Genomic DNA, 24,413 nt, shown 5'->3' on the forward strand with positions numbered 1-24,413 from the left:
GGAGAACCGTGACCGTCACTCCGGCGGACCTGCCACCGGTGTTACCCGCTGACCACGTCATCGCGATCAACCAGCCCAAGGCTGATCTGCACACCTACCGCGACTACTCCTGGAACGGGATGGCGTTCGGCCTGCCGCCCGGTGTGTTCCACCCCGGTGAGACGAGTCGAATGCTGCATCAGCGCCTGCTTGACGGTGACATCGAGACGCGCGACCGCGTCTACGCGGCGATGGGTGTCGGCGTGGGTGTCGAGGCCGTCGCCGCCGGGTTGCGCGGCGCACACACCGTGTACGCGCTCGACGTGCACCCGGCGAGCGTGCAGGCCACCACTGAGCACTACCGCACTCATGTCGGGGACAGCTCGGACAGCCGCTTCGTTCCACTGGTGTCCGACCTGTTCGACGCCGTCCCCCAGGATGCACGGCTGGACGTGGTGACCTTCAACCCGCCTGCGGTCAGCCAAAAGGTCAGCGACGATCCCGACATCGTTCGCAACGTCTGTGCCGGTGCGCCGCTGGTGATCACGTTTTTCGACCAGCTCGCCGACCGAGACCTGCTCACCGAGGACGGCGAGGTGTTCCTGATCCTGTCGAACACCGCCGACCTGCGCGTCATCATCGGCCATGCGGCCGAACGCGGTTTCACCACGCAGGTCCACCACCGGCACGACTGGTACGACGGCGTCATCACGTTCTTGTTCCGGCTCACCAAGGAGAAGTCGTGACCACTGTGGACGATCTCGCGACCGAGGTCCTGGCCGGGCGGCACGGACCGGATCCGCAGACGGTCGCGGCGACCAGCGTGTTCTGGGTCCACCACGGAACCCGGCTGGCGGGCGGGAACACCACCTATCGCAACCAGTACGTGCTCGCGCGGGTGGGCACCGCGATCGGCGCATGCGCTTTCGCCGAGGGCGAGGTCGATCCCGCGGTGTGCCTGGAGCACTCCGGTGCCGCTGTCGCCGACGTGCTCACCGGCGCACCCGCCGCGGTGCGGGTGGCGGTGCTCGACGCCTACCTCGGTCACGTCCGTCCACACCGGACGGAGCAGGCGGAGCAGGTCGTCCTGCCCGCCGGCACGCCGGAAGTACGCGCCCAGGCCCGCGACGCCGCCGTGGCCGGACTGCTCGACGTCGCGCCGGGCGTCAAGGTGGCGTTGATCGGCGTGGTCAACCCCCTCGTCGCTGCGATCCGCGAACGCGGCGCCGAATGCCTGCCCTGCGACCTGACGCTGCGCACCACGCAGTGGGGTGACCCGGTGGCACAGGACATGCGCGACGTGCTCGGCGTTGCCGACGCCGTCGTGGCCACCGGGATGACCATCGGCAACGGCACGTTCGACGAAATCCTGCGCGTGTGCCGCGAACGCGCCATCCCGCTGGTGATCTACGCCCAGACCGCGAGCGCGATCGCCCGCCACTTCCTCGGTTCAGGCGTCACCGCGCTGTCCGCGGAGCCGTTCCCGTTCTCCCAGTTCAGCGCCGAACAAACAGTGCTGTACCGCTACCGCACACGACCCTGAACTGGGGAAAGACGTGGATGAGCACATCACCGACACACTCAGCAGACCCGCTGTCGTCAGGCTGGACAGCAACACCACCTGCCTGCGCTTCGAAACCATGAAGGTCGCCTCGGCGCTGGCCGCGGTGAAGCACCTGCTCGAGCGCGGCACCATCGCGCCTGGCGACACCCTCGTCGACAGCTCCAGCGGCCTCTACGCTCACGCCCTCGCGCTCGCGTGTCACCGCTACGGGCTGAAATGCCACATCGTCGCCTCGACCACGGTCGACGCGACGCTGCGCGCTCAGCTCGAGATCCTGGGTGCGACCGTCGAACCCATGCCGGCGACCGCGAGCCTGAAGCTCGACCAGAACCGCAGAGTCGCCCGCGTGCAGGAGATTCTGCGGGACAACTCTCGTCATCACTGGATGCGCCAGTACCACGACGACATCCACTACCTCGGCTACCGCTCGATCGCCGAGCTCGTTCGCCACCACGTGGGCGCAGATCGGCTGACCGTCGTCGGTGGCGTCGGCACCGGAGCGTCGACCGGCGCGCTGGCGAGCTATCTCCGTGAGACCGGCCCAGACGTCCGCCTGGTCGGTGTGCAGCCGTTCGACAGCGTCACCTTCGGCAGCGAGCACGTGCACGACCCGGAGATCATCATCGCCGGGATCGGCAGCTCCATCCCGTTCGGCAACGTGGACCACACCCTCTACGACACCCTGCACTGGACCGGCTTCGACGCGGCGCTCGCCGGCAGCATCGCTCTCCTGCGCGAGCACGCCGTCTTCGCCGGCCTGTCGGCAGGAGCGGCGTACCTCGCCACGCGCTGGGAACAGGGACTGGACCCACAACGGCACGTCGTCCTGCTGGCCCCCGACACCGGCCACCGCTACATCGACGCGGCCTACTCGCGGCACGCGCAGGCACCAGCGATGACCGAACTGCGGCCACGCCAGATCACGGAGCTGCAGGACATGCAATTGCCGTGGTCCCGCATGGACTGGAACCGCGCATCCGCTCCACCCGCTGCCGCACCCACCGATGCGATGCGAGTGGCGTCCTGACTCGAGCGATCGTCGCGCAACCCCGAACCCTGCGCGTACGGCTGACGACCGCGGATCGGCAGGGTGGAAGCCGTCGAACAGATCCGTCACCCCGGCGATGATGAGGATCAAATCTGACCTGCGGAGGCGCCCGAAGGCGACCACGTCGTCGTGCCCGAATCCGGCATGTCAGGCGGAACACGAACCAGAGGAGGTCGAGCATGGCTGACCACGAAGCGGTCGCGGCGTCGTGGGTGGACCGGTGGGATCGCCAGCAAGAGCACTACATCGCCGAACGTGAGGAACGGTTCCAGGTGATCGGCGACGTGGTAGAACGCGTGTGCGCGCCCGTCGAGGCACCCGTGGTCGTGGACCTGGGCTGTGGACCCGGTTCCTTGTCGACGCGGCTGCACGCGCGCGTCCCTCACGCCAGGATCGTCGGTGTGGACGTGCATCCGTTCCTGCTCGGTCTTGCCCGCCACACCCGCCCCGAGCAGGCGCCGATCGACTACGTCCTCACCGATCTCGGCGAGCCCGGCTGGACCGAACGCGTGGGTGCCGGCCGCGGGTGGGACGCTGCGGTGTCGACCACCGCCTTGCACTGGCTCGAGCCCGACCGCCTCCGCCGCGTCTACGACGACCTGGCCACCGCCCTGCGGCCCGGCGGTGTGCTGATCAACGGTGACCACTTGTACTTCGAGAAGCCGGCTCTGCAGGAGCTGGCGGAGTTCGTGCGCGACCGCCGCGCCGAGCGCGCGGGCGTCCTCGCGAACGAGGACTGGGCCACATGGTGGGCCCAGGCTCGGTCCGACGCCGGGTTGCGCGAGATGTTCACCGAGGAGGAGCTGACCACGAAGGCGAGTGGCCACGGCAACGACCTCAGTCCGCGGTGGCACGAGGAAGCGTTGCGGCAGGCTGGGTTCAGCGATGTCGGAACTGTCTGGCAGTACGGCGACGACTACGTGATGGTCGCCGTTCGCTGAAGCCTCAGGCCAAGACGCGGCCGTGGCCATGATCTGGTCGCGGCGCGTCCGGCTTCCCCGTCAGGAGGATCGTTTCGGGTCTGCAGTTCGGATACCTCGCCCGCACTCAGTGCCGGTGCCGGTGACGCTGAACGCCGTGCCGGCGAGTCGCACCACGGTGCCGTCGAGCCCCTCCTACGCGTTCCTCGCCCCCCGGCTCACCGGTGTGGATCCTGCCGCAGAGCCAGGTCGGCGGCGTGCTGTGGGCAGGCCTCAACACCGAGGGCGTGCCGAGCGGTGTGCTCCAGAACAACACCCTCAGCGTGAAACTCGTGTCCGTCACCGGGCCGGCGGACTTCAGCGTCTACACGACGGGGTCCTTCGGCACGCCGACCGTGTGGTTCGACAGCGGCAACGGCCTGCCCGACTCCCGCACGCTCGCCGTGAACACCCACGCCCACGCCAACTGGGCGTTCGAAGCGGCCGGCACCTACACCGCTGTCTTCGAGGTGACCGCCACGAAGGCCGGCGGGGGCACGGTCACCACGGGCCAGAAGACCTACACCTTCACCGTCCAGCCGTGATCCACGTGGAGGCCCGGGGCGACCCGGCCTCCACATCCCGCGCAACGACGCCCGAATGCCACACCCGAGTGGCGTAGACCACGACGACCGCCGAGGGCTGGCTTCCGATGAGCACTGGTGATTATGGTTATCGTTACTAACTACCTCGGGTACAGATTGGCGTGACGACGTGCTCCCTGGCTTGCGCCGACACCTGATGGTCGGGTTGATCGTCATGGTGGGGGCTTCGGGCTGTACCGCTCCTGCCTCGCTGAGCGATCGCGACGGCCGGTTGCAGGTGGTCGCCACGACCGGCCTGTTGCGGGATCTCGTGCGCAACGTGGGCGGGTCGAGGGTCAACGTCACCTCGCTGGTGCCTGATGGAGCGGACCCGCACTCCTACGAACCGAGTCTGCGTGACGTGCGGAACGTCGTGTACGCGGACGTGGCGTTCAGCAACTACGTGATGCTGGAGGAGCACTCCGTCATCAAAGCTCTGGATGCCAACCTCCGCCCGGAGGCGGCGAACGTCTCGCTGGCCGAGGACGCCGTCAAGTACGCCGCCGAGATCATCCCGCTGGTCGAGGACGTCACGCTGGACACCGTGTGGCTCGGGCTGCGGGCCAGGGGCGACGGCAAGGCTCACGGCGCGAACCGCGCGTCGGAGGTCCTGGTGAGCATGACCGCCGCCAGTGGTCCTGGAAACGTCTACGGCTACCTCACCGGATCGTTCGGTGACGCCGACATCTACTTCGACTCCAGCGACGGCTTCAACCCCGGCGACGGATACGGCGACGACACCGCGGTCCTGCCCGCCGACGCCCACACCCACATGTCCTGGGCGTTCACCGAACCCGGCGTCTACGAGGTGACCCTGTCGGCGCGCCTGCGGGTGGACCAGCGGTCACGACCGGTGCCGCTCGGCGAGTCGAAGTTCACCTTCGCGGTCGGCGTGCAGCCTCCGAACCGGTCTGTGCTGGTGGACCGCGGCCATGCCGACCTCACCGTCGACCTGGACCGCGAGCAGGTCTACGCGCTCTTCGATCCGCAGGGAGGCGGGGAGAAGGCGCAGCAGGTCGTGCCCGCGTCCGATGCCGTCGTCGTGGTGCCGAGCAAGGCGCTCAGCGAGATCCCCGCCGGGTTCGGGTTCCTCGGCCGGCCCGGTGAGCGGGTCTACCAGCTCGCCCAGGCCGTGCTCGGCAAGCACGTGCACGGCGAGATCGATCCGCACCTGTGGCAGAACGTGCGCAACGCCATGGCCTACACCCAGGTCATCCGCGACACGCTGATCGAGAAGGACCCCGAGGGCACGCGGGAGTACCGCCGCAACACAGAGGCCTACCTCGCTGAGCTCGATGCACTCGACCGGTACGTGCGCGCGCAGATCGACGAGATCCCGGCGGCGCGCCGCCATCTGATCACGACGCACGACGCGTTCGGCTACCTCGCCCAGGCGTACGGCATGAGCGTTGCCGGGTTCGTCACGCCCAATCCCGCCGCCGAGCCCTCCCTGGCCGACCGCCGCAAGCTCACCGAGACGATCCGCAACCTCGCGGTGCCCGCGGTGTTCCTCGAACCCAACCTGGCCGCCCGCTCGTCGACGCTCACCCAGGTCGCCGGTGAGCAGGGGATCCGGGTCTGCCCGATCTACGGCGACACCTTCGACGGCGAGGTCACGACCTACGTCCGGATGATGCGGTTCAACGCCGACTCGCTGCGCGACTGCCTGCGCTGATGAAAGAGGAGTACATGAGACGGTCCCTGCCGAGCGCCCTGCTGGTCGTGGCGGCGCTGCTGGCGCCCGCCGCGGCCTTGGCGCAGCCACCCAGCGACGGGCCGGACCAGACCATCGCACCCGACCAGCGGATCGCCGTGGACGAGGCTGTGCTGGCGCGCGGCCACGTGGACATCGGCCCCCGCTACGTCGACGGCGCGTGGAAGCTGATGGTGCACGACGACACCGGCGAACAGTCCGTCTGGCGGAACCTGGACCGCACGGCGTTCCAGGTCTCGGACAAGGCGTTGCTCACGGTGCCGGACAACCCCGCGTACGCCTTCATCGGCAAACCGGGCACGCGGGTGCACGTGCTGCCGCAGGTGCAGAACCCCGAGGTGACCTGGGTCGGCTGGAACACCCAGGACCCCGAGGTGATGGAGGTCGTCGACCGCGGAATCACCCTGACCCTCACCGGCGCCGACGGTCCCGGCGAGCTGTTCGTCTACCTGCAGGCCGGCAACTTCGGCGCCGCTGACGTGTTGTGGGACTCCACCAAGGCCGAACGCCAGGACATCTGGGTCGACACCAACACGCACACGCACGCGAACTGGGTCTTCACCACCCCTGGCGTCTACCTCGTCCAGGTGGAGGCGCACGCCAAACTGGTGGATGGCAAGGAGGTCCGCAACACCGCGACGCTGCGCTTCGCCGTCGGTGATGCGACCGATGCCAAGGCGGCTCTCGCGGCCGCGCCACAGAAGTCTTCGAGCACAACACCTTCTGCCGCAGCGTCCGAAAAGGACACTGTCGGGAACGACGGTGGCTCAGGACCGCCCTGGGGTGTCATCGCGCTGGTCGCGGCCGTCGTCGTGCTGGGGGTGCTCGTCGTCGTTGTGATCGTGCGCGGCCGCGCGGCGAAGCGGCAGGGGACGTCCGGGTGAACGCGTTGCGGGTGAGCGGGCTGGCCGTGGACCTGGGCGGGCGCCGGGTGCTCACCGACGTCGACCTCACCGTCGACCGAGGCGAACTCGTCGGGTTGGTCGGGCCCAACGGGGCGGGCAAGACCACACTGCTGCGCAGCCTGATGGGCCTCCTGAAGCCCAAGGCCGGTGAGGTGGAGGTGGACGGGGAGCCGGTGCGCCGCGCGGGCACCGGTTTGGGCTACGTGCCTCAGCGGCACGAGTTCGCCTGGGACTTCCCGCTCTCGGTGGAGGGCGTGGTGATGACCGGCCGCACCGGAAAGCTCGGCTTGCTCCGCAGGCCTCGTGCGGCGGACTGGCGTGCGGTGGTCGAGGCGCTCGACCGGGTGCGCATGGCCGACCTGCGGACCCGCCCGGTCGGTGAACTGTCCGGTGGGCAGCGTCAGCGCGTGCTGCTGGCGAGGGCGTTGGCGCTGCAGCCATCGGCGCTGTTGCTCGACGAGCCCTTCACGGGTCTGGACATGCCGACGCAGGAACTGCTTTCGGACCTGTTGCTGTCGCTGGCCCGGGACTCCCACGCCGTGCTGACCACCACCCACGACCTGCCGGGCGCGCTCTACACCTGCGACCGGCTCATCCTGCTCAACCGCACGGTCGTCGCCGCGGGGTCACCGGATCAGCTGCGTGACGAGCAGCCGTGGATGGACACCTTCGGCGTCAGCGAGGGCAGCCCGTTGCTCAAGATCCTCAAGGCGGTCTGAATGTCCCCGATCGACTTCCTCCGCGACCTGGTCAACCCCGACCTCGCGTTCCTGCCCAAGGCACTGCTGGTCGCGGTGATGTCCTCGATCGTCTGCGGCGTCGTGGGCTGCTACGTCGTCCTGCGGGGAATGGCGTTCATCGGCGACGCGGTCGCACACGCCGTGTTCCCCGGACTGGCCATCGCGTTCGCGGTGTCGGGCAACCTGATCCTCGGCGGCACCATCGCCGGCGTGGCGACCGCGGTGCTGGTCGCAGTGTTCTCGCAGAACCGGCGGCTTCGCGAGGACTCGGTCATCGGGATCTTCTTCGTCGCCGCGTTCGCCCTGGGCATCGTGGTGATCTCCAAGGCACCGGGCTACGCCGGGTCGCTGCAGCAGTTCCTGTTCGGCTCCATCACCGGCATCCCGGACGAGGACCTGTACACGGTCGCGGTAACCGGCATCCTCGTGCTGGGCGCGGTGTTCCTGCTGCACAAGGAGTTCGTCGCGGTCACCATCGACAGGGAGATGGCGCGGGCCACGGGCCTGCGGGTGTTCTGGCTCGACATCGTGCTCTACGTGCTGGTCACCCTCGCGGTGGTGATCTCGGTGCAGACGATCGGCAACATCCTGGTGCTCGCGCTCCTGGTGACACCGGCGGCGACCGCGCGCCTGCTGACCGACCGGCTCGCCGTGATGATGGTGCTCGCGCCCGTGATCGGCGGCTTGTGCGCGCTGGTCGGTCTGTACGTGTCGTGGTCGTGGGACTTCCCGACTGGCGGAACGATCGTCCTCGTGCTCACCGCGGTGTTCCTCACCGCCTGGGTTCTGGCGCCCAAGCACGGTCTGCTCGCCCGCACCCCGAAACACCGGGCCGAGAGCACCGCGAGCTAGCCCGCTAACGACGTGTGACCTTCCCGACGGCAGACGCCTCGGCGTTTTATTGAAAATGACAATCATTTGACTTACGTTCAGGTCATGACCCCCGGAGGCAGCGGCATGCGAATCCGCGCAGGTGATCGAAACCCGAAGCGACGGGACGCGGTCGCCGCCGTGGTGGCGGCAATGGTCGCCGTGATCGCAGCTCCCGCTGCAGCCGCCGCGCCCGGTCCGGCCCCCGAACCCCCGAGGCGGCAGCTCATCGCGGGCGGTCACGTCGATCTTGCGACCGTGCTGCTCGAGAACGGCGCGCTGACCGTCAAGGGCAAGAGCGACTCCGGACCGTTCGACCCGTCGGCCACGACCCTCAACGTCACCGACGCCGCCAAGCGACCGGCGCCCTCCTCACCCGCCTACAGCTTTCTCGGCGTACCGGGCGGCACGCCGATCCACGTGATCCCGCAGACCTTCCAGCCGGACATGCTGTGGGCGGGCTGGAACACCGAGTCGGTGCCGCGGGGCGCGCTCGTGGACAACGTTGTCGACCTCACGCTGCGGACGGCGCGCGGGCCAGGTCGCCTCGAGGTCTACGTCTCCGGGACCGACGGCCCCGAACGCGTCTTCAGTTCGCACGATCCTGCCGTGCGCACAGCGCGTGTCGCGGTTCCCACCCATGCGCACGCCAACTGGGCATTCACCGCACCCGGTGTCTACGAGCTGGAGTTCGAGGCATCCGCCACCGCGGCCTCGGGCACGCGTCTGGTCTCGCCTCCGGCGCGGTACGCGGTCGTCGTCGGGCCGCACAACGCGGTGGCCACGACTACGACGCTGTCGGCCACCGGAACACCGGCGGGACTGGAGCTCAGCAGCACGGTCACCGGCGGGCCGCAGAGCATCGACGGCGGCGTCCCCCAGGGCTGGGTGGAGTTCGTGCGGCACACCGCGACGCGGGACGAGGTCGTCGCCCACGAGCCGCTGCGCGATGGCTCCGCGAGCCTTGCTCTGTCGGCGGACGCCGAGGCCCTGGCCTTCACCGCCCGGTTCGTCCCCGCGGCAGGCGACCTCCTCGCACGGTCGCAGTCCACGCCCGTGGCGAATCCCGGAGCACCCTCGGGTGCGGTGGTGACCGGAGTCCGCGGCACCTACCCGCAGGGCGAGGCGATCACAGCCACCGCGCTCGTCACCCCGCAACGCCCCGGCCACACCGTCACCTGGTGGACGCGGAAGGCCGGCGCCACCACCGAACGCGGAACAGGCGAGGTCCTGACGCTGACCGCGAGCCTCGACCTGCACGGTGCCGAGCTCGGCTTCGACGTGCGCGATGGAAGCGGGGCGACGACGGTCTCGGCGCGCCCCGTGGTCTTGGACGTCCGCGCGGGCACGACGACCCCACCCGCCCCGACCACCACTCCCCCGGGCACCACCACTGGCGCGCCGCCGAAGGCCGCGCCGCCGGCGACCGCAACGACGCAGGCCTGCGTGCCCACCACGGTCACCCGCACGGTGCCACCCGGTGAGGTCGAGGTGGTCACCGATGGCCACTTCGACTTCGGCCCCGTCGTCGAGGGCGGCGCGTTCTCCGCACGGGTCAAGGACGACCGCCAGGGCACCCCGGCCTACCGCGATCCGGCGAGCTACGTCTTCCACCTCGGTGACGCCGCACGGGCGACGCCACCGCCGGGCTCGGGCCTGGACTTCCTGGGATCGGGTCCGGTGTGGACGATCCCGCTGACGCAGCGTTCCGGTGTGCCGTGGCTGGGCTGGAACACCCAGCACCCCTCCGTGCTCGCCGCCGTGAAGAGCGACATCACGCTGACGCTGGACAAGGTCGACGGCCCCGGTGAGCTGGCCGTCTACGGACAGGACCCGTTCGGTGGCGTCGGTGACCGCTACTTCGGCACGGTCGCCGGGTTCCCCCGCGCCACCACCGTCCCAGTAGGACAGTCGGGTGTGCACGTGCACGCGGTGTGGGCGTTCACCAAACCCGGCAGCTACTCGGTGACGTTCTCGATCGGTGGCTCGATCGACGGCCGCCAGGCCAGTGCCAAGAGCACGCTCACCTTCCACGTCGGGCCCGGTGACCCGAAAGCCGCGCGCACGGGCACGCCGGTCGTCGAGCAGGTGGGCCGCACGGCCGACGGCAAGGAGTGCGCGCTGCCGTCCGGCCTGGCCTCCACCGGGCTCGACGGCTCGGCCGTCGCCGGCCTTGTCGTCGCCGCGGTCCTGCTGATCCCTCTCGGCTTCCTGCTCACCAACCTGGCCACCCTCGCCGGCGTTCGTCGCAGGCGCTGATCACACCTCTCCAGTCCCCGAAGAAAGGCAAGGAACGCAGTGACCGCAACAAAGGCAAGAACCAGAACGCGAGCCGCCGTCGTGGCGCTCGCCGCTCTGGGGCTGATCGCGGGCCCGCTGGCCGGGACCGCCGCGGCCCAGGAAAAGGTGGTCGTCTCCGACGGACACGTCGACCTGTTCTACGTGGACGTCCAGAACTCCGCCCACGTGCTCACGGCGCACACCGGGAGCGGCAACGTCGCCCCTGGTGACCTGACCGTGCACGCCAAGCCTTCGGTGGCGTCCCGCACCGTCAGCGCCTCGATCGCCACCCTGCCGGGGTGGAAGGCCCAGGGCGAGACCTACTACGTGCTGCCGCAGAACTCGCAGCCCGGTCAGGTGTTCGCGGGCTTCGGCTACAGCTCGGCGGTGGCCGACGGCACGTCGGTGACCTACACCCTCGATTCGCTGCGGGGCCCCGGCGCGTTCGCGCTGTGGCAGAACGGCGAGGAGGGGCCGAACGTCTTCCTGGCCTCCGCGGAGGGCGGGCCGAAGTCGTTCACCAGCGCCGCCGACCACGAGCACGGCAACTGGGGCTTCACCGAGCAGGGCGAGTACGCGCTGACCGTCAGCGCCACCGCGACGCCGCCCGGCGGCACCCCGGTGACGATCCCGCCGGTGACCTACACCGTCTTCGTCGGCGAGGAGCTGTCCTCCGGTCCGGAAACGCCGGCGACCCAGTTGTCGATCACCGGCCTGTCGGCCCACTACCACGCCGGTGGCGTCGCGGCGCTGACCGCGGTGCAGAACCCCGTCACCGACGAGAACCACTACCACTGGTTCACCAAGGCGGCGGGCGCGACCGAGTGGTCCGTGGTTTCCGGTGCGCTCACCGGGAAGTACGGCTTCGTGGTGCGCACCGCGGACAACGGCCGTCAGGTCAAGGCCGTGCTCTACAACCACGACCACGCGGTCATCGCCGAGTCCGAGCCGGCCGTCATCGTCGTGGACGACCACGGCAACGACCCGGTCAACGGCCCGGCCATCACGACCACGCTGTCCGCGCAGGAGGGCGTGCTGGCCATCAGCGTCGCCCCGGAGAACCGCGAGGTCGACCTGGGCGCGCTGACCCTCAACCCGGCGGCTGACCGGTTCACCGCCGCGGGCGCGCTCAAGCCGATCACGGTGACCGACACCCGCGCCGACAACCCCGGCTGGACCGCGTCCGGCCGCGTGCGCGCGTTCACCACGGTCGACGGTGGCCAGCTCGGTGGCAAGTACCTCGGCTGGACGCCGAACGTGCTCTCCGCGTCGACGGGCCAGACGGTGACCGCGGGCCCGCAGGTGGCTTCCGGCTTCGCCACCGGCAACGGCCTGGCCACGTGGTCGCAGCTCGCCACCGCCTCGGCGGGCGCGGGTCGCGGCACCGCCCAGCTCGGTGCCGGCCTGACCCTGGAGGCCCCGGTCGAGACCGCGCCGGGCGCCTACCAGGCGATGCTCATCCTGACCGCCATCTGATAACGGACCAGGACGGGTGCGGGGCCACCCCGCACCCGTCCGTTCCTACGGAGCACCACGTGAGAAGTCCGTTGGCCGCCGCCCTGATCGTCGCACTCGCGTTGGTTTCCGCAACGCCCGCAGCGGCGCAACCCGCGCAGGAGGACGGCAGGCTGACCTGGTCAGTCGCCCCTGCCAACGCCGCCGGGCCGAACGGCCGCACGCAGTTCGACTACGTTGTCGAGCCGGGCATGCGCTACGACGACCACATCGCCGTGCGCAACCTGGGCGAGGGTGAGCTGACCGTCGACCTCTACGCCGCTGACGCCGTCAACACCGCGACCGGCGGCTTCGACCTGCTCGCCCGTGACGAACCCTCGCCGTCCCTGGGCGCCTGGATCTCCGTCACCCAGCCGAAGATCGTTCTCAAACCGCGCTCCACCACCGTCGTGCCGTTCCGCATGACCGTGCCCCCGGACGCCGAACCCGGCGACCACGTCGGCGGCCTGGTCGCCGCCCTCACCACCAACGCCCAGGTCCAGGTCGAACGGCGCGTCGGCGCCAGGCTCTACGTCCGGGTCGCCGGCCCGGTCACCCCGAACCTGCGCGTCGACCAGCCCACGGCCGGCTACCGCGGCACGGCCAACCCCGCCGCACCCGGCGAGGTCGACGTGACCTGGACCGTGGTCAACGACGGCAACGTCCGCCTCGCGGTCCGCCCATCGGTGCGCGTGGAAGGCCTGTTCGGACTGGGCGGCACCCGATGGACCGGAGACACCGCGACCGAACTCCTCCCCGGCGGCGCCATCACGTTCACCCGCACTCTCACGGGCGTGTGGCCGCTGGGCCCGCTCACCGTTCACGGGGAAGCCGAACCTCTCGCTTCGGCAGGACAGGACCTCGCGGGCGCGGTCACGACCGCTACCGCCAAGACCACGGTCTGGGCGATTCCCTGGAGCGCGCTCGGCGCCCTGCTGCTGCTCACCGCGATCCTCGTCGCCCTGTGGCGCGTCCGGCGCAGGATTCGCCAGCTGACCCGGGCAGCCGAGACCGGCCCGAACCCGCAGTAAGAGGCGGTGAAGGACCTCACGTCAGTTCCAAACGGACTGTTGCCGTGAGTGCTGGATCATTCGCAGTCGCGGCGGAAGCTCGCTCCCGTCGACGGGAGTGGTTCCCAGCCAGCTCGCCACAGCGGCGAGATCGTCAGCGGTCCGCACCGGACCGACGATGACAGCGGACCCTACGGGACTACGGCTGATGGTGCACGGTTGCACCAGAATGACCGGCCCTGCGCTCGCCGACGCTTTCCTGCCGTGGCAGTACATGGTCCCAAGAGGACAGTTGATTCGCATCAGCATCCCGTGCGCGCTACGGCGGACCGCCTCACGCAGGAACTCGAGATCCTGCTCCCCGTCCGAGCAGGCGCCGCAGATGACGGCCGTGAAGCCGGCGGCCGGATCCGGCTTGGAGTTCTCTCGACGTGTGCTCATCCCGTCCTTTCCTCACTGACACGATCCGTGAGGTCCAGAGCGTGTCGATCGATGCCACTGCCGGCCGATGCCGGCAACTCGACGACGTTCGACTGTTCTGGACCAGGTTCCGTGCAGGCCGCACAGGTCCCGGACAGGAGCACCGAATCGTCGGTGACCGTGAAGCCGTGCAGAGCCGCTGTTTTCGCGACCCATTCGGCCACTTCGCCGTCGTCCGCGTTCACGACCAGCGCGCACCCGGCACACATGAGGCGATGACGGCTTCGGCAGGCCGGGCGGAGCCCGTAGACAGCTGCGCCCGATCGGATGGTCAACCGCTCGAGGACTCCGGCATCGACCAGCCGGTTGACGCACTGATACACAGTGGCCAGACGGGTGGAGCGGCCTGCCGCCGTCATGCGGTCCCGGACTTGTGCGACGGTCAGGAATCTCCGCTCGGATTCGAGCACGTGCAGGATGCTGCGCTCGTGGTCGGTTCGCGGTCTGAGCCGGGCGCACATTCCGCACCTCCTGTCAGCAAGGCCTGGTTCACAACCCCTCCATCTCGTCGTGCCACTCGGCGAACGGGTCGACGAACTCCAGCTCGTCGGCGAGCGCCAGTTCCTCGTCGGTCACCAGTGCGCCGTGCAGTGCGGCGGTGATCTCCTCCGGCGACGCGGTCGCGGTGATCACCACCAGCTCCTGGGAACGGTCGCCGTACTGCGGATGCCAGGTCGCCGAAGCCATCGCGCGCCGGTCCGGCGGGACGTCCGACCAGTCCTCCACCGCCGCCAGCCACGGCCCCAGGTTGCCCACGCTCAGTCCGCCGCCGGCGGACTCCAGCCACAGCGCGGCGTCCGGCTGGCTGGCCAGCCACACCCGGCCTCGCGTGCGCACCACACCGTCGAGCAAGGTGTCGATCGCCTCGTGCAGCCGCGCGGGGTGGAACGGGCGGCGTTCGGTGAAGTGGACGATCGACACACCTCGTGCCGGTTCCAGCGGTGGCTGCCCGTGCAGCAGCGTGCCGAAGCCGTCGTCGAAGCGGCCCCTGCGGGCGTCGGCCGGGATGGCGGCCAGCAGAGCGGTCACGTCCAGCCCGGATCGGATCGTCCGGGGTGCGCGTGGGTTGAGCCGGTCGAGCACGGCATCCAGCACCGCGTCGTCGCCGGGTCCGGTCAGCACGAGCGCGTCGGCGAACTCGGCCTGCCCCACCACGACCTGCGCCACCGTGCGATCGTCATCGGTGGCGGCAGCCAAGCCGCGTTCCTCCAACGTGTCCCCGCCGGTGGCATCGGTCAGCCAGTTCGCCCGGTCGACCACGGTGACCACCGCCTCGATCCTGACGTCGATCTCCCTCAGGGCGAAGCAGACCGCTTCGGGCTCCAACGCCGGATCCAGATCGATGACCACCCGGCCACTCAAGCGTTCCAGCAGCGGGAGCAGGTCCAGGCGCAACGTGCAGGACACGCAGCCGTGCGCCAGTTCCAGCACGGTCAGCTCACCGTCGACCCAGCGACGCACCACTCCCCCGGCGAGATCACGCAGATCGTGGCGGACCAGCACCGCACCGGGCAGCGCGCGCCAGATCTCCTCGGCCACGTCATGCGGCGTCAGACCGGCCACCAGTACGAGCTCGACTCCCATGGACCAAGCTTAACGGAAACGATTGTCGTTTTAAATCAGTGTGTCGCGCTCGGCAGTCGAGCAGAACGACCTGCGACCACCGGCTGCGAGTTCACGCACCGCTTGATGTTCAGTAGCGGACGATCAGCCTGGGACAGGCCCTTACTTCTCGGAGTCCGTCACATGTGCGCGTGTCGGCAGTCCCGCTCGATCAGCTCGATGTGCGCGTCGCACCATCCAGCTTTCTTCGAACAAGGATCTGGTCCGCACCGACCACGGTGGACAGCGTGTGCGCGTTGACCACGTCCGCCTTGCCGGTGACCGGGTTGTCGGCGGCCTGTTGAACGACCACTTCGGTTTCAGTGCCCAGCGCGGTTTCAGTGCCCAGCGCGGTTTCAGTGCCCAGCGCGACGGTCGGTTCGTCCAGCACGATCAGGACGATGCGGACGCCGCGTTGGGCTCGGCGGCGAATGACGCGAAGCCTCAGCGGGGTGGAAGTCGGCCAGACGAGCCGGGAGCCGCGCGTTCTACTTGGCAGGGAGTGGTCACCAGTGCAGGCTCTTGCCCGACCGTCGACGCGACGGCCACCACCCCGCAGCCAGCGCCACTACCGAGCACGGAGGCGGGCATGAACAAGCGGTGGGTCCAGACCACGGCTGTCGTCATCGTCGTTGCGGCCACCGTGAGCGCGCTGTACTACCTGGTCGCCAGCCTTTGACCAGGCGCCGCACGCCGAGTTGCGCGCGGCGAACCTGAAGGTCTGCCTGAAGCCCCGGCAGGCCCGCTCACCGAATTCAGACCTGTCGGATGAGCAGCGTGGGTCAGTGGTCGTCGTAGTGCTCGCCGTGAACGGCGTGGCGGTGTCCATCGTGCACGTAATCCACGTGGTCACCATGCGGAACGGCCACATGGCCACATCCCTCACCGTGCGCATGGCCGTGGTCGGAGTGGGCAAGGTGGTCGGCCGGCTCGCACTCGTCGAAGTGCCCGTCGTGCACCCGGTGAAGGTGACCGTCGTGCGCGTAGTCCACGTGGTCACCATGCGGAACGGCCACATGGCCGCATCCCTCGCCGTGCACGTGGCCGTGGTCGGTGTGTTCGAGATGTGCCGTCGTCATGAGCGATCTCCTGTCGATGTCCCGGGCATCACGCCACCCGGATGCCCTAGCGCCCTTACCGAACGCAACATCATATTAGGTTATGCGCATGAATACCGCATCTCAGTCGTTCACCCGAGTAGCGCAGCACATACGACCGACGTGCACAGGCCTCACCTTCGGCGACTCGTGCCGTCCGGCCTGGAACCTCCGGAGTGTCAGCAGCGGAGGGCAGTGGCCTTCGTCAGAGGCGTACGTCCTTGTCCAGAAGCCGAACGAACTCGCTGGCGTCACCACTTCAGCCGATACTGCACCCCACCTCATCGTTCGCAAACGGGGTGGCGACGCCAGATAGAGCATGCGCACGGCGTCCAGCCGGGTGTTCGTCGCCTCGGCGATGGCGCGACCGAGGTGCTGACCGGTTGCGACCATCGCGTCGTCCTTCAGATCGTGAACACCACTCGACCGCCAGCGCATGCGTGGCTGATCAGGCGGTTGGTTCCAGCTGTCATGCTCGAGAAGAAGACCGCCGCAACTCGTCGATCATGGGCCGGGACAGGTCGCCGGCGTCGACGAGCCCAGCCTGACCGACGAGTCGCGCCGCGGGAACCACCGAAGTACCGGTACCCACAGCAGGCGTCGAGGACGCGTCGCCGAGCTGCGGATCGGCGATCTTGACGGCGGCCGTGCCGATCGGTTCGCACAGGTGGCGTCCCAGGGCCGTGGAGTCCGCTGCCGCCGCGTCGAACGCGCCGCGAACCTCGGCCTGCCGGTCGTCAGCCGTGCTCTCCTCGTCTCCGTCCCATGTGGATTGTCCTGGCCGTGAGCAGCGCCACGTCGTGGCGACCGCACCACCATCTCGTCTGCTCGGAACGCCGCACAACAGTCGAGATCTCGGCTCTCATCGAGGCCGCCGGACTGGACACCCGACGAAGCACTGGCATTCACCGACGTGCTCGTGCGCGTGACGATTACCGGAACCTGCCCCAGCTGCGCACAACTTTGCTAACGCGGCCAGCACTCGTGGTGGTCGTCGATGCGGTGCTCGTGCGCGTGCCGCCACGCGCCGCCCGCGAGCACCGCGTCGTACAGATGGTCGTGACTGGCTCAGGTCGTGATGCACGTGCTCCACCACCTCCGGGTCATGTGCCGACCACAGGTGCCCTACTTGAACCGGGAACAAGGACTGATCCAGCACATCAAGGGGTGGATGCGCGCCGGACCATTTCGGGTGATCAGCGTTGACGGGCGACACCGCGAGGAGACTGTTGTCGAGCTTCCGCAGTCGTCAGTCTGCAGGGTTACACAGGTGTGCATTGCAGCTAGTCTCGGTGATCCTGGAACCAGCCACGTTCTCCGGAAGGCGCAGCGCCGTGTCCTCCTCGTCCTTCGAGCCACGCACCGACGTGGACCTCAGCGTGCCGTCGGCCGCCCGCGCCTACGACTATTTTCTGGGCGGCGCCCACAACTTCGCCGTCGACCGCGCGTTTGCCGACCAGGTGCTGCAGATCGCGCCCTCGGTGCCGGCCGTCACCAAGCTCAACCGGTCGTTCCTGGGCCGGGTGGTCAGGTTCTGTCTCGACCAGGGCATCCGCCAGTTCCTCGACCTCGGATCGGGCATCCCGACCGTCGGCAACGTTCACGAGATCACCCAGCAAGTCGACCTGGAGTGCCGCGTGGTGTACGTCGACTACGAGCCGGTGGCCTACGCCCACGCCCGGCAGCTGCTAGCGGGCAACCCGTTCGCAACTATCATCCAGGCCGACATCCGGGAGCCGGAGAGCATCCTCGATCACCCCGAGACCCGGCGGCTGCTCGATTTCTCCGAGCCGGTCGCGCTGCTGATGGTCGGAGTGCTGCTGTTCATCTCCGACGACGACCAGCCCGGCGAGCTGGTCGCGACCTACCGGCGGCGGCTGGCGCCCGGCAGCGTCGTCGCGATCTCGCACATCGCCAGTGAACAGGCCGGTGCCGAACTGCAGGCCGAGGTGGCGCGGCTCGTGGGCGCCTACGCCGCCGCCGACGAGCACGTGTACGTCCGCACCCATCAGGAGATCCTCGGCTGGTTCGACGAGGGGATGCGGCTGGTAGAGCCAGGCCTGGTGTGCCTGCCGGACTGGCGGCCCGAGAGCCCTCCGGAGCAGACAAACGCGGCGCGGCCACTCGGGTACGGCGGCGTCGCCCAGGTGCAATAGGAAGTGAGTGAGCGCCTGCTGCTCACTTGACGATCACCGACGCGAACGACACCTCTTTGCGAGTGGTGCCGTGCTCCGAACCCTCGAGTTGCTCGTGGATCTCGTAGGTGGCTTTACCGAGCAGGACCAGCCCGCCGAGCAGCAGGATCACGTCCCGGCCGGAGATCTCCTGCCCCAGCACGGGTGAACAGCGGTGCAGTCATGCCGATGACCCACGACAGCAAGGCGAGCAGCAGCAGCCGAGTGATCAGGGCTAGCGGGCACGACCTCCAGCAACAGGAGGGTGCCGAACGCGACCCACAGCTCGGGGCTGAGCATTTATTCCAACTGTGCGGCCTACTCCCTGTCCCGAGTGATGTCATGCGTGAGGTGCGAAGAGGGCGGCGCGGCAGGCGAAGACACTTTGGGAGCGGTGATCGCCTGCCGCGCCGGTCCTGATGGCCGCTCCAGCTTCTTGCGGCCGTACATTCCCGTCACGAGACTGACGTCTCTGACGGCGAGCGCGATCTGGATGATCAGCTCGATCCAGTCGATGCCACGGGTGTCGCCGACGCCGAGTTCGTCGGCGCCGAAGGTGCCGAGCAGGGCCGCCGCCGATACCCCGCCCGGCACAACGATCACTCCTCGAACGCCATGTCACCGCCGTCGTCGCCCTCGAAGACGTCTTCCATGACCTCACCGAGGACCATGCCACCCACGACCCCGGCCGCACCCGCGGCGACCACGCCGCCGATGCCGGGACCGCTGCGGTGGTGACCGCCGTGGTGACCGTGCTGGTCGTAACCGTGGTGGCCACCGTAGCCGGGCTGGTGCCCATAGCCAGGCTGATGGCCGTAACCAGGCTGGCCGCCGAACGCCGGGTTGTGACCCGCGTGCCCGCCGCCGAACGCCGGGTTCGCGTGGCCGCGCTGGGCGACCTGGGCGAGCCAGCCGTTGATCGCCGACGCCCAGTCGGTGCCCTGCGCCTCCTGGTGCGATGCGTGGAAGTGACCGAACGCGTCACCACCGGAGGAGAACATGCCGCCGCGCTTGTCGGCTTCCAGGATCACGTACAGCTCGTGCGGGTTCGCCACGAACGTCAGCTCGACCTGTGAGACCTGACCGGCGAATTGGCCGGGCGGGAAGAACTCGATCTCCTGGTAGAAACCGAGCTCCTGGGGCACGCCGTGCAGGCGGCCGGCCTCGACGTCCGCGCTGCGGAACGAGAAACCGAGCTGCCCGAACGCGTTGAGCACCGCGTCCTGCGACGGTAGCGGGTGCACCAGCACGGGGTCGAGGTCGCCCTTGTCGGGGGCGCCCGCGATCACGAGCTCGGTGCGCACGCCGACGGTCATGCCGGGCAGCGGGCCACCACCGACCGCGGTGATCGGCGTCTCCCACGGCATCGGCAGCTGGAACGGAATCGAGATCAGCTGACCGGCAGGGACGCGCACGCCCTGCTGCACGACCATGCGGAAGAACTCCGACACACCGCCGAACTCGTGGTCACCGTGCTCGACCTCGACGCGGGTGACGAGCGACAGCACGACCTGGCCGATCTCGGCGTCCGCGCTGCCACCCTGGATGCGCACCTGCCCGGTGACCACCTGGCCGGGCGCGGCGTGTGGCGAGTCCAGCACGGTGTCGACGGACGGGCCACCGACGCCGAACGCGCTGAGCATCCGCTTGAACAAGTCTCCTCCTGAGGGGACTGGGGTGTGAGTTAGTTCTGGCGCACCGCAACGCGCGGTGCGTCGGTCTCGTCGTCGAAGTCGCCGATGAGCTCTTCGAGCAGGTCTTCGAGCGCCGCGATACCGACCACTCGGTCGTCGTCGGATACGAGCGCGAGTTGCGCGCGGTCCGCCTTCATCGCGGTGACGGCCGCGGCCACCGGCATTCCGGCTTGCAGCGTGAGCACGGGGCCCATCAACGAGCGGGCGTCCGGGTCCTCGCCACGGGCAGTGGCACGCATGGCCTCGCGGATGTGCACCAGGCCGACGTAGTGACCGCGCACATCTGTCACGGGGAAGCGTGACCGTCCACACTGGAGGCTGCGGCGCTCGATCGCGCGGGCCGTGGTCTGCTCGGTGACGGTGGAGGTCTCCTCCATCGGCACCATGACCTCGCGCAGCGTCGTCTTCTGCACCTGCAGCATGCGGGTCAGCAGTCGTTGCTGGTGCTCACCGATGAGGCCGTGCTCGGCGGACTGCCGCACCAGCAGCCGAAGGTCCTCAGGCCGGTGCGCCTGCGCCAGCTCGTCCTGCGGCTCGACCTTCATCAGGCGCAGCAGGCTGTTCGTGGTGTTGTTGAGTCCACTGAGGATCCAGCGGACGGAGTGCGCGAACGCCCGGAACGGCAGCGCCAGCATCAGCGCCGACTTCTCGGGGTGCGAGATCGCCCAGGACTTCGGCGCCATCTCGCCCACGACCATGTGCAGGAACACCACCAGCACCAGGCTGATCGCGAACGCGACGCCGTACGCGACACCGTCCGGCAGGCCCACCGCCGTGAGCAGCGGGTCGAGCAGATCGGCGACGGCCGGCTTGGCCAGCGCGCCGAGTCCGAGGGTGCACAGCGTGATGCCCAGCTGGGCACCCGCGAGCATCAGCGAGAGCTCGCGCACGCCGGCGACGGCGGCGCGTGCCGCGCGCGACGTCTGGGCCTCCTGCTCCAGCCGGTGCCGCTTGGACGCGATCAACGCGAACTCGGCGGCGACGAAGAAGGCGTTGAGCGCCAGCAGGACGAAGGAGATAGCGAGAGACATTCCGGTACTCATCGGGCCTCCTCCCGGACTCGTGACGTCAGGACCACGCTTTCGGGCACGTTGCGTGCCACAGCGGTGACGAGCACGGTCACGCCGTCCAGCTCGATCTCGTCGCCCACCTCGGCGGTGCGACCCAGCTGGTGCAGCAGAAGGCCGGAGACGGTGTCGTAGGCGTCGTCCAGCGGCAGCGCGACACCGGTCGTGTCCTCGACCTCGTCCAGCCGCATGCGTCCGGGCACCTGCCACCTGGCGTCGTCGAGACGTTCGATCGTGTCCTCGATCAGGTCGTCCTCGTCGTGGATCTCACCGACGAGTTCCTCGGCGAGGTCCTCCAGCGAGACGATCCCGGCGAAGCCGCCGAACTCGTCGAGCACGCAGGCGAGCTGACGGCGTTCGCTTCGCAGCCGCTCCAGCACGGCCGGCAGCGGCAACGTCGCAGGCACCACGAGCGCGGGCGCGGCGATCTCACCGATCGGCGTGGCGGGCCGCTGTTCGGGGGTGAGGGCCAAGACCTCGGCCAGGCCCACGACGCCCCGGATGTCGTCCAGGTCGTCGCCCACCACGGGAAAACGGGAGTGGCCGGTGTCGAGCAGCTCCACCACGCGCGAGGCGGGCTCGTCGAACCGCACCCAGTGCACGTTCACCCGCGGCGTCATCGCCTGCTCGGCCGCCAGCTCGCGGAAGTCGAGACCGCGGTCGAGCAGCTGGGCGAGCTCCGGGTCGAGGTGACCCTGCTCCCCCGCGTCGCCGACGATCTGCTTGAGGTCCTCCGGGGTAGCGCCCTGCGGCAGTTCCTCCACCGGTTCGATCCCGATGGAGCGCAACAGCTTGTTGGCCACCGTGTCGAACAACCGAACCATCGGACCGGCGATCTTGAGGTAGACCAGCGTGGACGAGCTCAGCCACTTGGCAAGCGCTTCGGGCTTCGCGATCGCGAGGTTCTTCGGCAGCAGCTCACCCAGGACCATCTGCACGACGGTGGCGAAGATCAGTGCCACGGCCATGGCCAGGGGAACACCGAACGACTCGGGCAGCCCGAGCAGGTTCGCCAGGCCGGTGCCGAGCAGCGGCTCGGCCACGTAACCGACGAGCAGCGCCGTCACCGTGATGCCGAACTGTGCACCGGACAGCATGAACGAGAGCTTCTGCGTCACGCGATAGGCACGCTCGGCGGCTTTGTCGCCGGCCTCGGCCATCTGCTGCAGCCGACCGCGGTCGACCGCCATGTACGCGAACTCCTGGGCCACGAAATAGCCGGTGGCGGCGGTGAGCGCCACGATCGCCAGCAGGCCGGAGAGGATCAACATGCCGCACTCGCGGCGTTGAGAACGTTCAGCCGGGTTCGCCCCGGCGTACTACTACAGCCGTCGATGTCGGCTTCTTCAGACATGAACCAACAGTAGCACGCGGCACTGTATGGTTGCTGGAAGGAGGTGAACGTGAGCGAAGCGTTGCTCAAGATCGGCGAACTGGCCGCGCGAGCGGGCGTCAGCATCCGCACCGTCGACTACTACACGACGTTGGGCCTGATCAGCCCCGCCCAGCGCACCGCGTCGAACTATCGTCTCTACTCCCAAGCCGACGTGGATCGGATCCACCTGGTTCAACGTCTGGAAGTCCACGGTGTTCCCCTGGAGGAGATCTCCACGGCGTTGAGCACCCGAGCATCCGACGTCACAGCGATCCTGGACCGCATCGACGTCGACCTCCAGACGTTGCAGACGGCCGCGGACGGCGCCGCACCCGAGATGCAGGGCCTGCTGGCGGTCATCGCGACGCGGGTGCACTCGTTGATCACCATCGCGCTGCAAATCCCGCCGGACACGATGCTGCCGTAACGGCTACGGCAGCCTGCGCATCCGCACCGAGGTGATGGCGTGGTGCGCAACGGACAGGACCTCGACGTTCCACCCCGACACGGTCACCGTGTCACCCGGCTCCTCGGGGATCCTGCCGAGCAACATGAGCACCAGGCCTGCGATCGTGGAATAGTTGCCCTCGGGCGCTTCCGGCAGCTCGATACCGACGTCGACGAGGTCGTGGATCGGGAACGTGCCGGGCAGCACGAGCGAGCCGTCCTCGGCTCGTGTCACCGCCATGACGTCGCGATCGGCCTCGTCGTAGATCTCACCGACGATCTCCTCGAGCAGGTCCTCAAGCGTGACGATGCCGGCGACAGCGCCGTGCTCGTCCATGACCAGACCGAACTGCTCGCGCTCGGCCTTGAACCGCCGCAACGCTTCCGACACCCTCACCGAGTCCGGGAACACGAGCGGCTCGCGCACGACCTCCGCCAGCTTCACGTCGTCGTCGAGCAAATCGCGGAGGTTGACCAGACCGACCACGTCGTCCAGGTGCCCATCGCGCACGACCGGCGCGCGGGAGTGACCCGTCGCGGCGAGGGCCGTGCGCGCGCTCGCGGTGTCGAGGTCGTCGGACAGGATGAAGACCGACCGCCGGGGCACCAGCACTTCACGCAGGCGGCGTTCGTGGATCTCCAGCGCACCGAAGATGATCTCGCGTTGTTCCGGGTTGAGTCCTCGCTGGCTCTTCACCAGCTCTCGCAACTCCTCCGATGAAAGCTGCTCGGACTCGGCGTTGGGATTGCCTCCGAAGACGCGCACGACCAGGTTCGTCGAGGCGCTCAACACCCACACCGCGGGCCGCGAGATCGTCGACAGCACGTCCAGCGGTCGTGCCACGAGCAACGCCCAGCGCAGCGCGTACTGCATGGCCAGCCGCTTGGGCGCGAGCTCACCGAACACGAGAGTAAAGAAGGTCAGCACGATCGTCACCAGCGCCACCGCCACGCCCGAGGCAGCGCCGCCGAGGAACCCGAGCAGCGGCACGAGCGGCTCGGACAGTGACACGGCCGCAGTCGCCGAGGCCAGGAAGCCGGCCAGGGTGATGCCGATCTGGATGGTGGCGAGGAACCGGTTCGGGTCGCGAGCGAGCCTCACCAGCGTCCGCGCACCTCTGCCGTTGGCGCGCTCCAAGGTGCGCAGCTGTCCCTCGCGCAGCGAGATCAACGCCATCTCACTGCCTGCGAACAATGCGTTGACCAGCACCAACACCCCGACAAGGGCGATGTTGAACCCGTAGCCGTCCATTCGGACCGTGTCACTCCCCGCTGTGCAGTTCGAACCGCACACGCTAGCGGCTGATTCCGCAGGTCACCGCACGACGCG

The 24,413-nt window shown here is 68.9% G+C and carries 24 protein-coding genes and 1 pseudogene; 14 read left to right on the forward strand and 11 right to left on the reverse strand.

Annotated features, from left to right (window positions below):
* Window positions 1–8 precede the first annotated feature (8 nt).
* The 12 genes and pseudogenes from AB0M48_RS29710 to AB0M48_RS29765 all read left to right on the forward strand — a co-directional run bounded on the left by AB0M48_RS29710 (window position 9) and on the right by AB0M48_RS29765 (window position 13,168).
* Entirely contained in the window at window positions 9–725 is a 717-nt protein-coding gene (locus AB0M48_RS29710; RefSeq protein WP_363848288.1) for a methyltransferase, read from the forward strand.
* A complete protein-coding gene (locus tag AB0M48_RS29715; RefSeq protein WP_363848290.1) occupies window positions 722–1,522 on the forward strand; it encodes a DUF364 domain-containing protein in 801 nt (266 codons plus the stop codon). Before AB0M48_RS29710 ends, AB0M48_RS29715 begins: the two co-directional genes overlap by 4 nt.
* A gap of 13 nt (window positions 1,523–1,535) precedes the next feature.
* On the forward strand, window positions 1,536–2,570 hold the full coding sequence (locus AB0M48_RS29720; protein WP_363848293.1) for a pyridoxal-phosphate dependent enzyme: 1,035 nt from the start codon (window positions 1,536–1,538) through the stop codon (window positions 2,568–2,570).
* Window positions 2,571–2,770: 200 nt separating this feature from the next.
* The gene (locus AB0M48_RS29725; RefSeq protein WP_363848295.1) at window positions 2,771–3,532 is read left to right on the forward strand and encodes a class I SAM-dependent methyltransferase; all 762 of its coding nucleotides are present in this window, start codon (window positions 2,771–2,773) and stop codon (window positions 3,530–3,532) included.
* Between the two features lie 200 nt (window positions 3,533–3,732).
* A pseudogene (locus AB0M48_RS29730) lies at window positions 3,733–4,095 on the forward strand (choice-of-anchor M domain-containing protein); the annotation flags it as partial.
* 181 nt (window positions 4,096–4,276) lie between these two features.
* Window positions 4,277–5,809 carry an anchored repeat ABC transporter, substrate-binding protein gene (locus AB0M48_RS29735; protein ID WP_363848297.1) on the forward strand — a complete coding sequence of 511 codons (1,533 nt, stop codon included), beginning with the start codon at window positions 4,277–4,279 and terminating at the stop codon, window positions 5,807–5,809.
* Between the two features lie 14 nt (window positions 5,810–5,823).
* Window positions 5,824–6,732 carry a choice-of-anchor M domain-containing protein gene (locus AB0M48_RS29740; protein WP_363848299.1) on the forward strand — a complete coding sequence of 303 codons (909 nt, stop codon included), beginning with the start codon at window positions 5,824–5,826 and terminating at the stop codon, window positions 6,730–6,732.
* Window positions 6,729–7,472: an anchored repeat-type ABC transporter ATP-binding subunit gene (locus AB0M48_RS29745; RefSeq protein ID WP_363848302.1), complete on the forward strand. Its 744-nt coding sequence runs from the start codon at window positions 6,729–6,731 to the stop codon at window positions 7,470–7,472. The genes AB0M48_RS29740 and AB0M48_RS29745 overlap by 4 nt, the downstream gene beginning before the upstream one ends.
* A complete protein-coding gene (locus AB0M48_RS29750) occupies window positions 7,473–8,345 on the forward strand; it encodes an anchored repeat-type ABC transporter permease subunit (protein ID WP_363848305.1) in 873 nt (290 codons plus the stop codon). It begins immediately after the preceding gene.
* Window positions 8,346–8,429: 84 nt separating this feature from the next.
* Entirely contained in the window at window positions 8,430–10,622 is a 2,193-nt protein-coding gene (locus tag AB0M48_RS29755; RefSeq protein ID WP_363848308.1) for a TIGR03773 family transporter-associated surface protein, read from the forward strand.
* Window positions 10,623–10,703: 81 nt separating this feature from the next.
* A complete protein-coding gene (locus tag AB0M48_RS29760; protein WP_363848311.1) occupies window positions 10,704–12,119 on the forward strand; it encodes a choice-of-anchor M domain-containing protein in 1,416 nt (471 codons plus the stop codon).
* Window positions 12,120–12,178: 59 nt separating this feature from the next.
* Window positions 12,179–13,168 carry a DUF916 domain-containing protein gene (locus AB0M48_RS29765; RefSeq protein ID WP_363848314.1) on the forward strand — a complete coding sequence of 330 codons (990 nt, stop codon included), beginning with the start codon at window positions 12,179–12,181 and terminating at the stop codon, window positions 13,166–13,168.
* 416 nt (window positions 13,169–13,584) lie between these two features.
* Here the strand turns inward: AB0M48_RS29765 and AB0M48_RS29770 are convergent, their stop codons facing one another.
* From AB0M48_RS29770 to AB0M48_RS29790, 5 genes are all read right to left on the reverse strand, one after another.
* Window positions 13,585–14,088 (reverse strand): transcriptional repressor, encoded by a 504-nt coding sequence (locus tag AB0M48_RS29770; RefSeq protein WP_363848317.1) that lies wholly within the window; start codon window positions 14,086–14,088, stop codon window positions 13,585–13,587.
* Window positions 14,089–14,116: 28 nt separating this feature from the next.
* Entirely contained in the window at window positions 14,117–15,211 is a 1,095-nt protein-coding gene (locus tag AB0M48_RS29775; protein WP_363848320.1) for a GTP-binding protein, read from the reverse strand.
* A gap of 190 nt (window positions 15,212–15,401) precedes the next feature.
* Window positions 15,402–15,620 carry a hypothetical protein gene (locus tag AB0M48_RS29780; protein WP_363848323.1) on the reverse strand — a complete coding sequence of 73 codons (219 nt, stop codon included), beginning with the start codon at window positions 15,618–15,620 and terminating at the stop codon, window positions 15,402–15,404.
* A gap of 391 nt (window positions 15,621–16,011) precedes the next feature.
* Window positions 16,012–16,308: a hypothetical protein gene (locus AB0M48_RS29785; RefSeq protein WP_363848326.1), complete on the reverse strand. Its 297-nt coding sequence runs from the start codon at window positions 16,306–16,308 to the stop codon at window positions 16,012–16,014.
* A gap of 487 nt (window positions 16,309–16,795) precedes the next feature.
* Window positions 16,796–17,170: a hypothetical protein gene (locus tag AB0M48_RS29790; protein ID WP_363848328.1), complete on the reverse strand. Its 375-nt coding sequence runs from the start codon at window positions 17,168–17,170 to the stop codon at window positions 16,796–16,798.
* A gap of 490 nt (window positions 17,171–17,660) precedes the next feature.
* On the opposite strand from AB0M48_RS29790, the gene AB0M48_RS29795 reads away from it, so the two are divergent.
* Window positions 17,661–18,482, forward strand: coding sequence for an SAM-dependent methyltransferase (locus AB0M48_RS29795; RefSeq protein WP_363848331.1), 822 nt, complete (start codon window positions 17,661–17,663; stop codon window positions 18,480–18,482).
* A gap of 22 nt (window positions 18,483–18,504) precedes the next feature.
* Here AB0M48_RS29795 and AB0M48_RS29800 read toward each other — a convergent pair whose 3' ends face one another.
* The 5 genes from AB0M48_RS29800 to AB0M48_RS29820 form a co-directional block, all read right to left on the reverse strand.
* Window positions 18,505–18,663, reverse strand: coding sequence for a hypothetical protein (locus AB0M48_RS29800; protein WP_363848333.1), 159 nt, complete (start codon window positions 18,661–18,663; stop codon window positions 18,505–18,507).
* A 155-nt stretch (window positions 18,664–18,818) separates the two neighbouring features.
* Complete coding sequence (locus AB0M48_RS29805) at window positions 18,819–19,103, reverse strand: hypothetical protein (RefSeq protein WP_363848336.1); 285 nt, start codon at window positions 19,101–19,103, stop codon at window positions 18,819–18,821.
* Window positions 19,100–20,155 (reverse strand): sporulation protein, encoded by a 1,056-nt coding sequence (locus tag AB0M48_RS29810; protein ID WP_363848339.1) that lies wholly within the window; start codon window positions 20,153–20,155, stop codon window positions 19,100–19,102. The genes AB0M48_RS29805 and AB0M48_RS29810 overlap by 4 nt, the downstream gene beginning before the upstream one ends.
* 29 nt (window positions 20,156–20,184) lie before the next feature.
* The gene (locus AB0M48_RS29815) at window positions 20,185–21,237 is read right to left on the reverse strand and encodes a hemolysin family protein (RefSeq protein WP_363848341.1); all 1,053 of its coding nucleotides are present in this window, start codon (window positions 21,235–21,237) and stop codon (window positions 20,185–20,187) included.
* On the reverse strand, window positions 21,234–22,532 hold the full coding sequence (locus AB0M48_RS29820; protein WP_363848343.1) for a hemolysin family protein: 1,299 nt from the start codon (window positions 22,530–22,532) through the stop codon (window positions 21,234–21,236). Before AB0M48_RS29820 ends, AB0M48_RS29815 begins: the two co-directional genes overlap by 4 nt.
* Window positions 22,533–22,664: 132 nt before the next feature.
* Here AB0M48_RS29820 and AB0M48_RS29825 point away from each other — a divergent pair, with 132 nt between their 5' ends.
* The gene (locus AB0M48_RS29825; protein ID WP_363848346.1) at window positions 22,665–23,063 is read left to right on the forward strand and encodes a MerR family transcriptional regulator; all 399 of its coding nucleotides are present in this window, start codon (window positions 22,665–22,667) and stop codon (window positions 23,061–23,063) included.
* Between the two features lie 3 nt (window positions 23,064–23,066).
* Here AB0M48_RS29825 and AB0M48_RS29830 read toward each other — a convergent pair whose 3' ends face one another.
* Window positions 23,067–24,335 (reverse strand): hemolysin family protein, encoded by a 1,269-nt coding sequence (locus AB0M48_RS29830; protein ID WP_363848349.1) that lies wholly within the window; start codon window positions 24,333–24,335, stop codon window positions 23,067–23,069.
* Window positions 24,336–24,413 lie beyond the last annotated feature (78 nt).

The sequence above is a fragment of the Lentzea sp. NPDC051208 genome (assembly GCF_040682435.1).
GTDB classification, from domain to species: Bacteria; Actinomycetota; Actinomycetes; order Mycobacteriales; family Pseudonocardiaceae; genus Lentzea; species Lentzea kristufekii.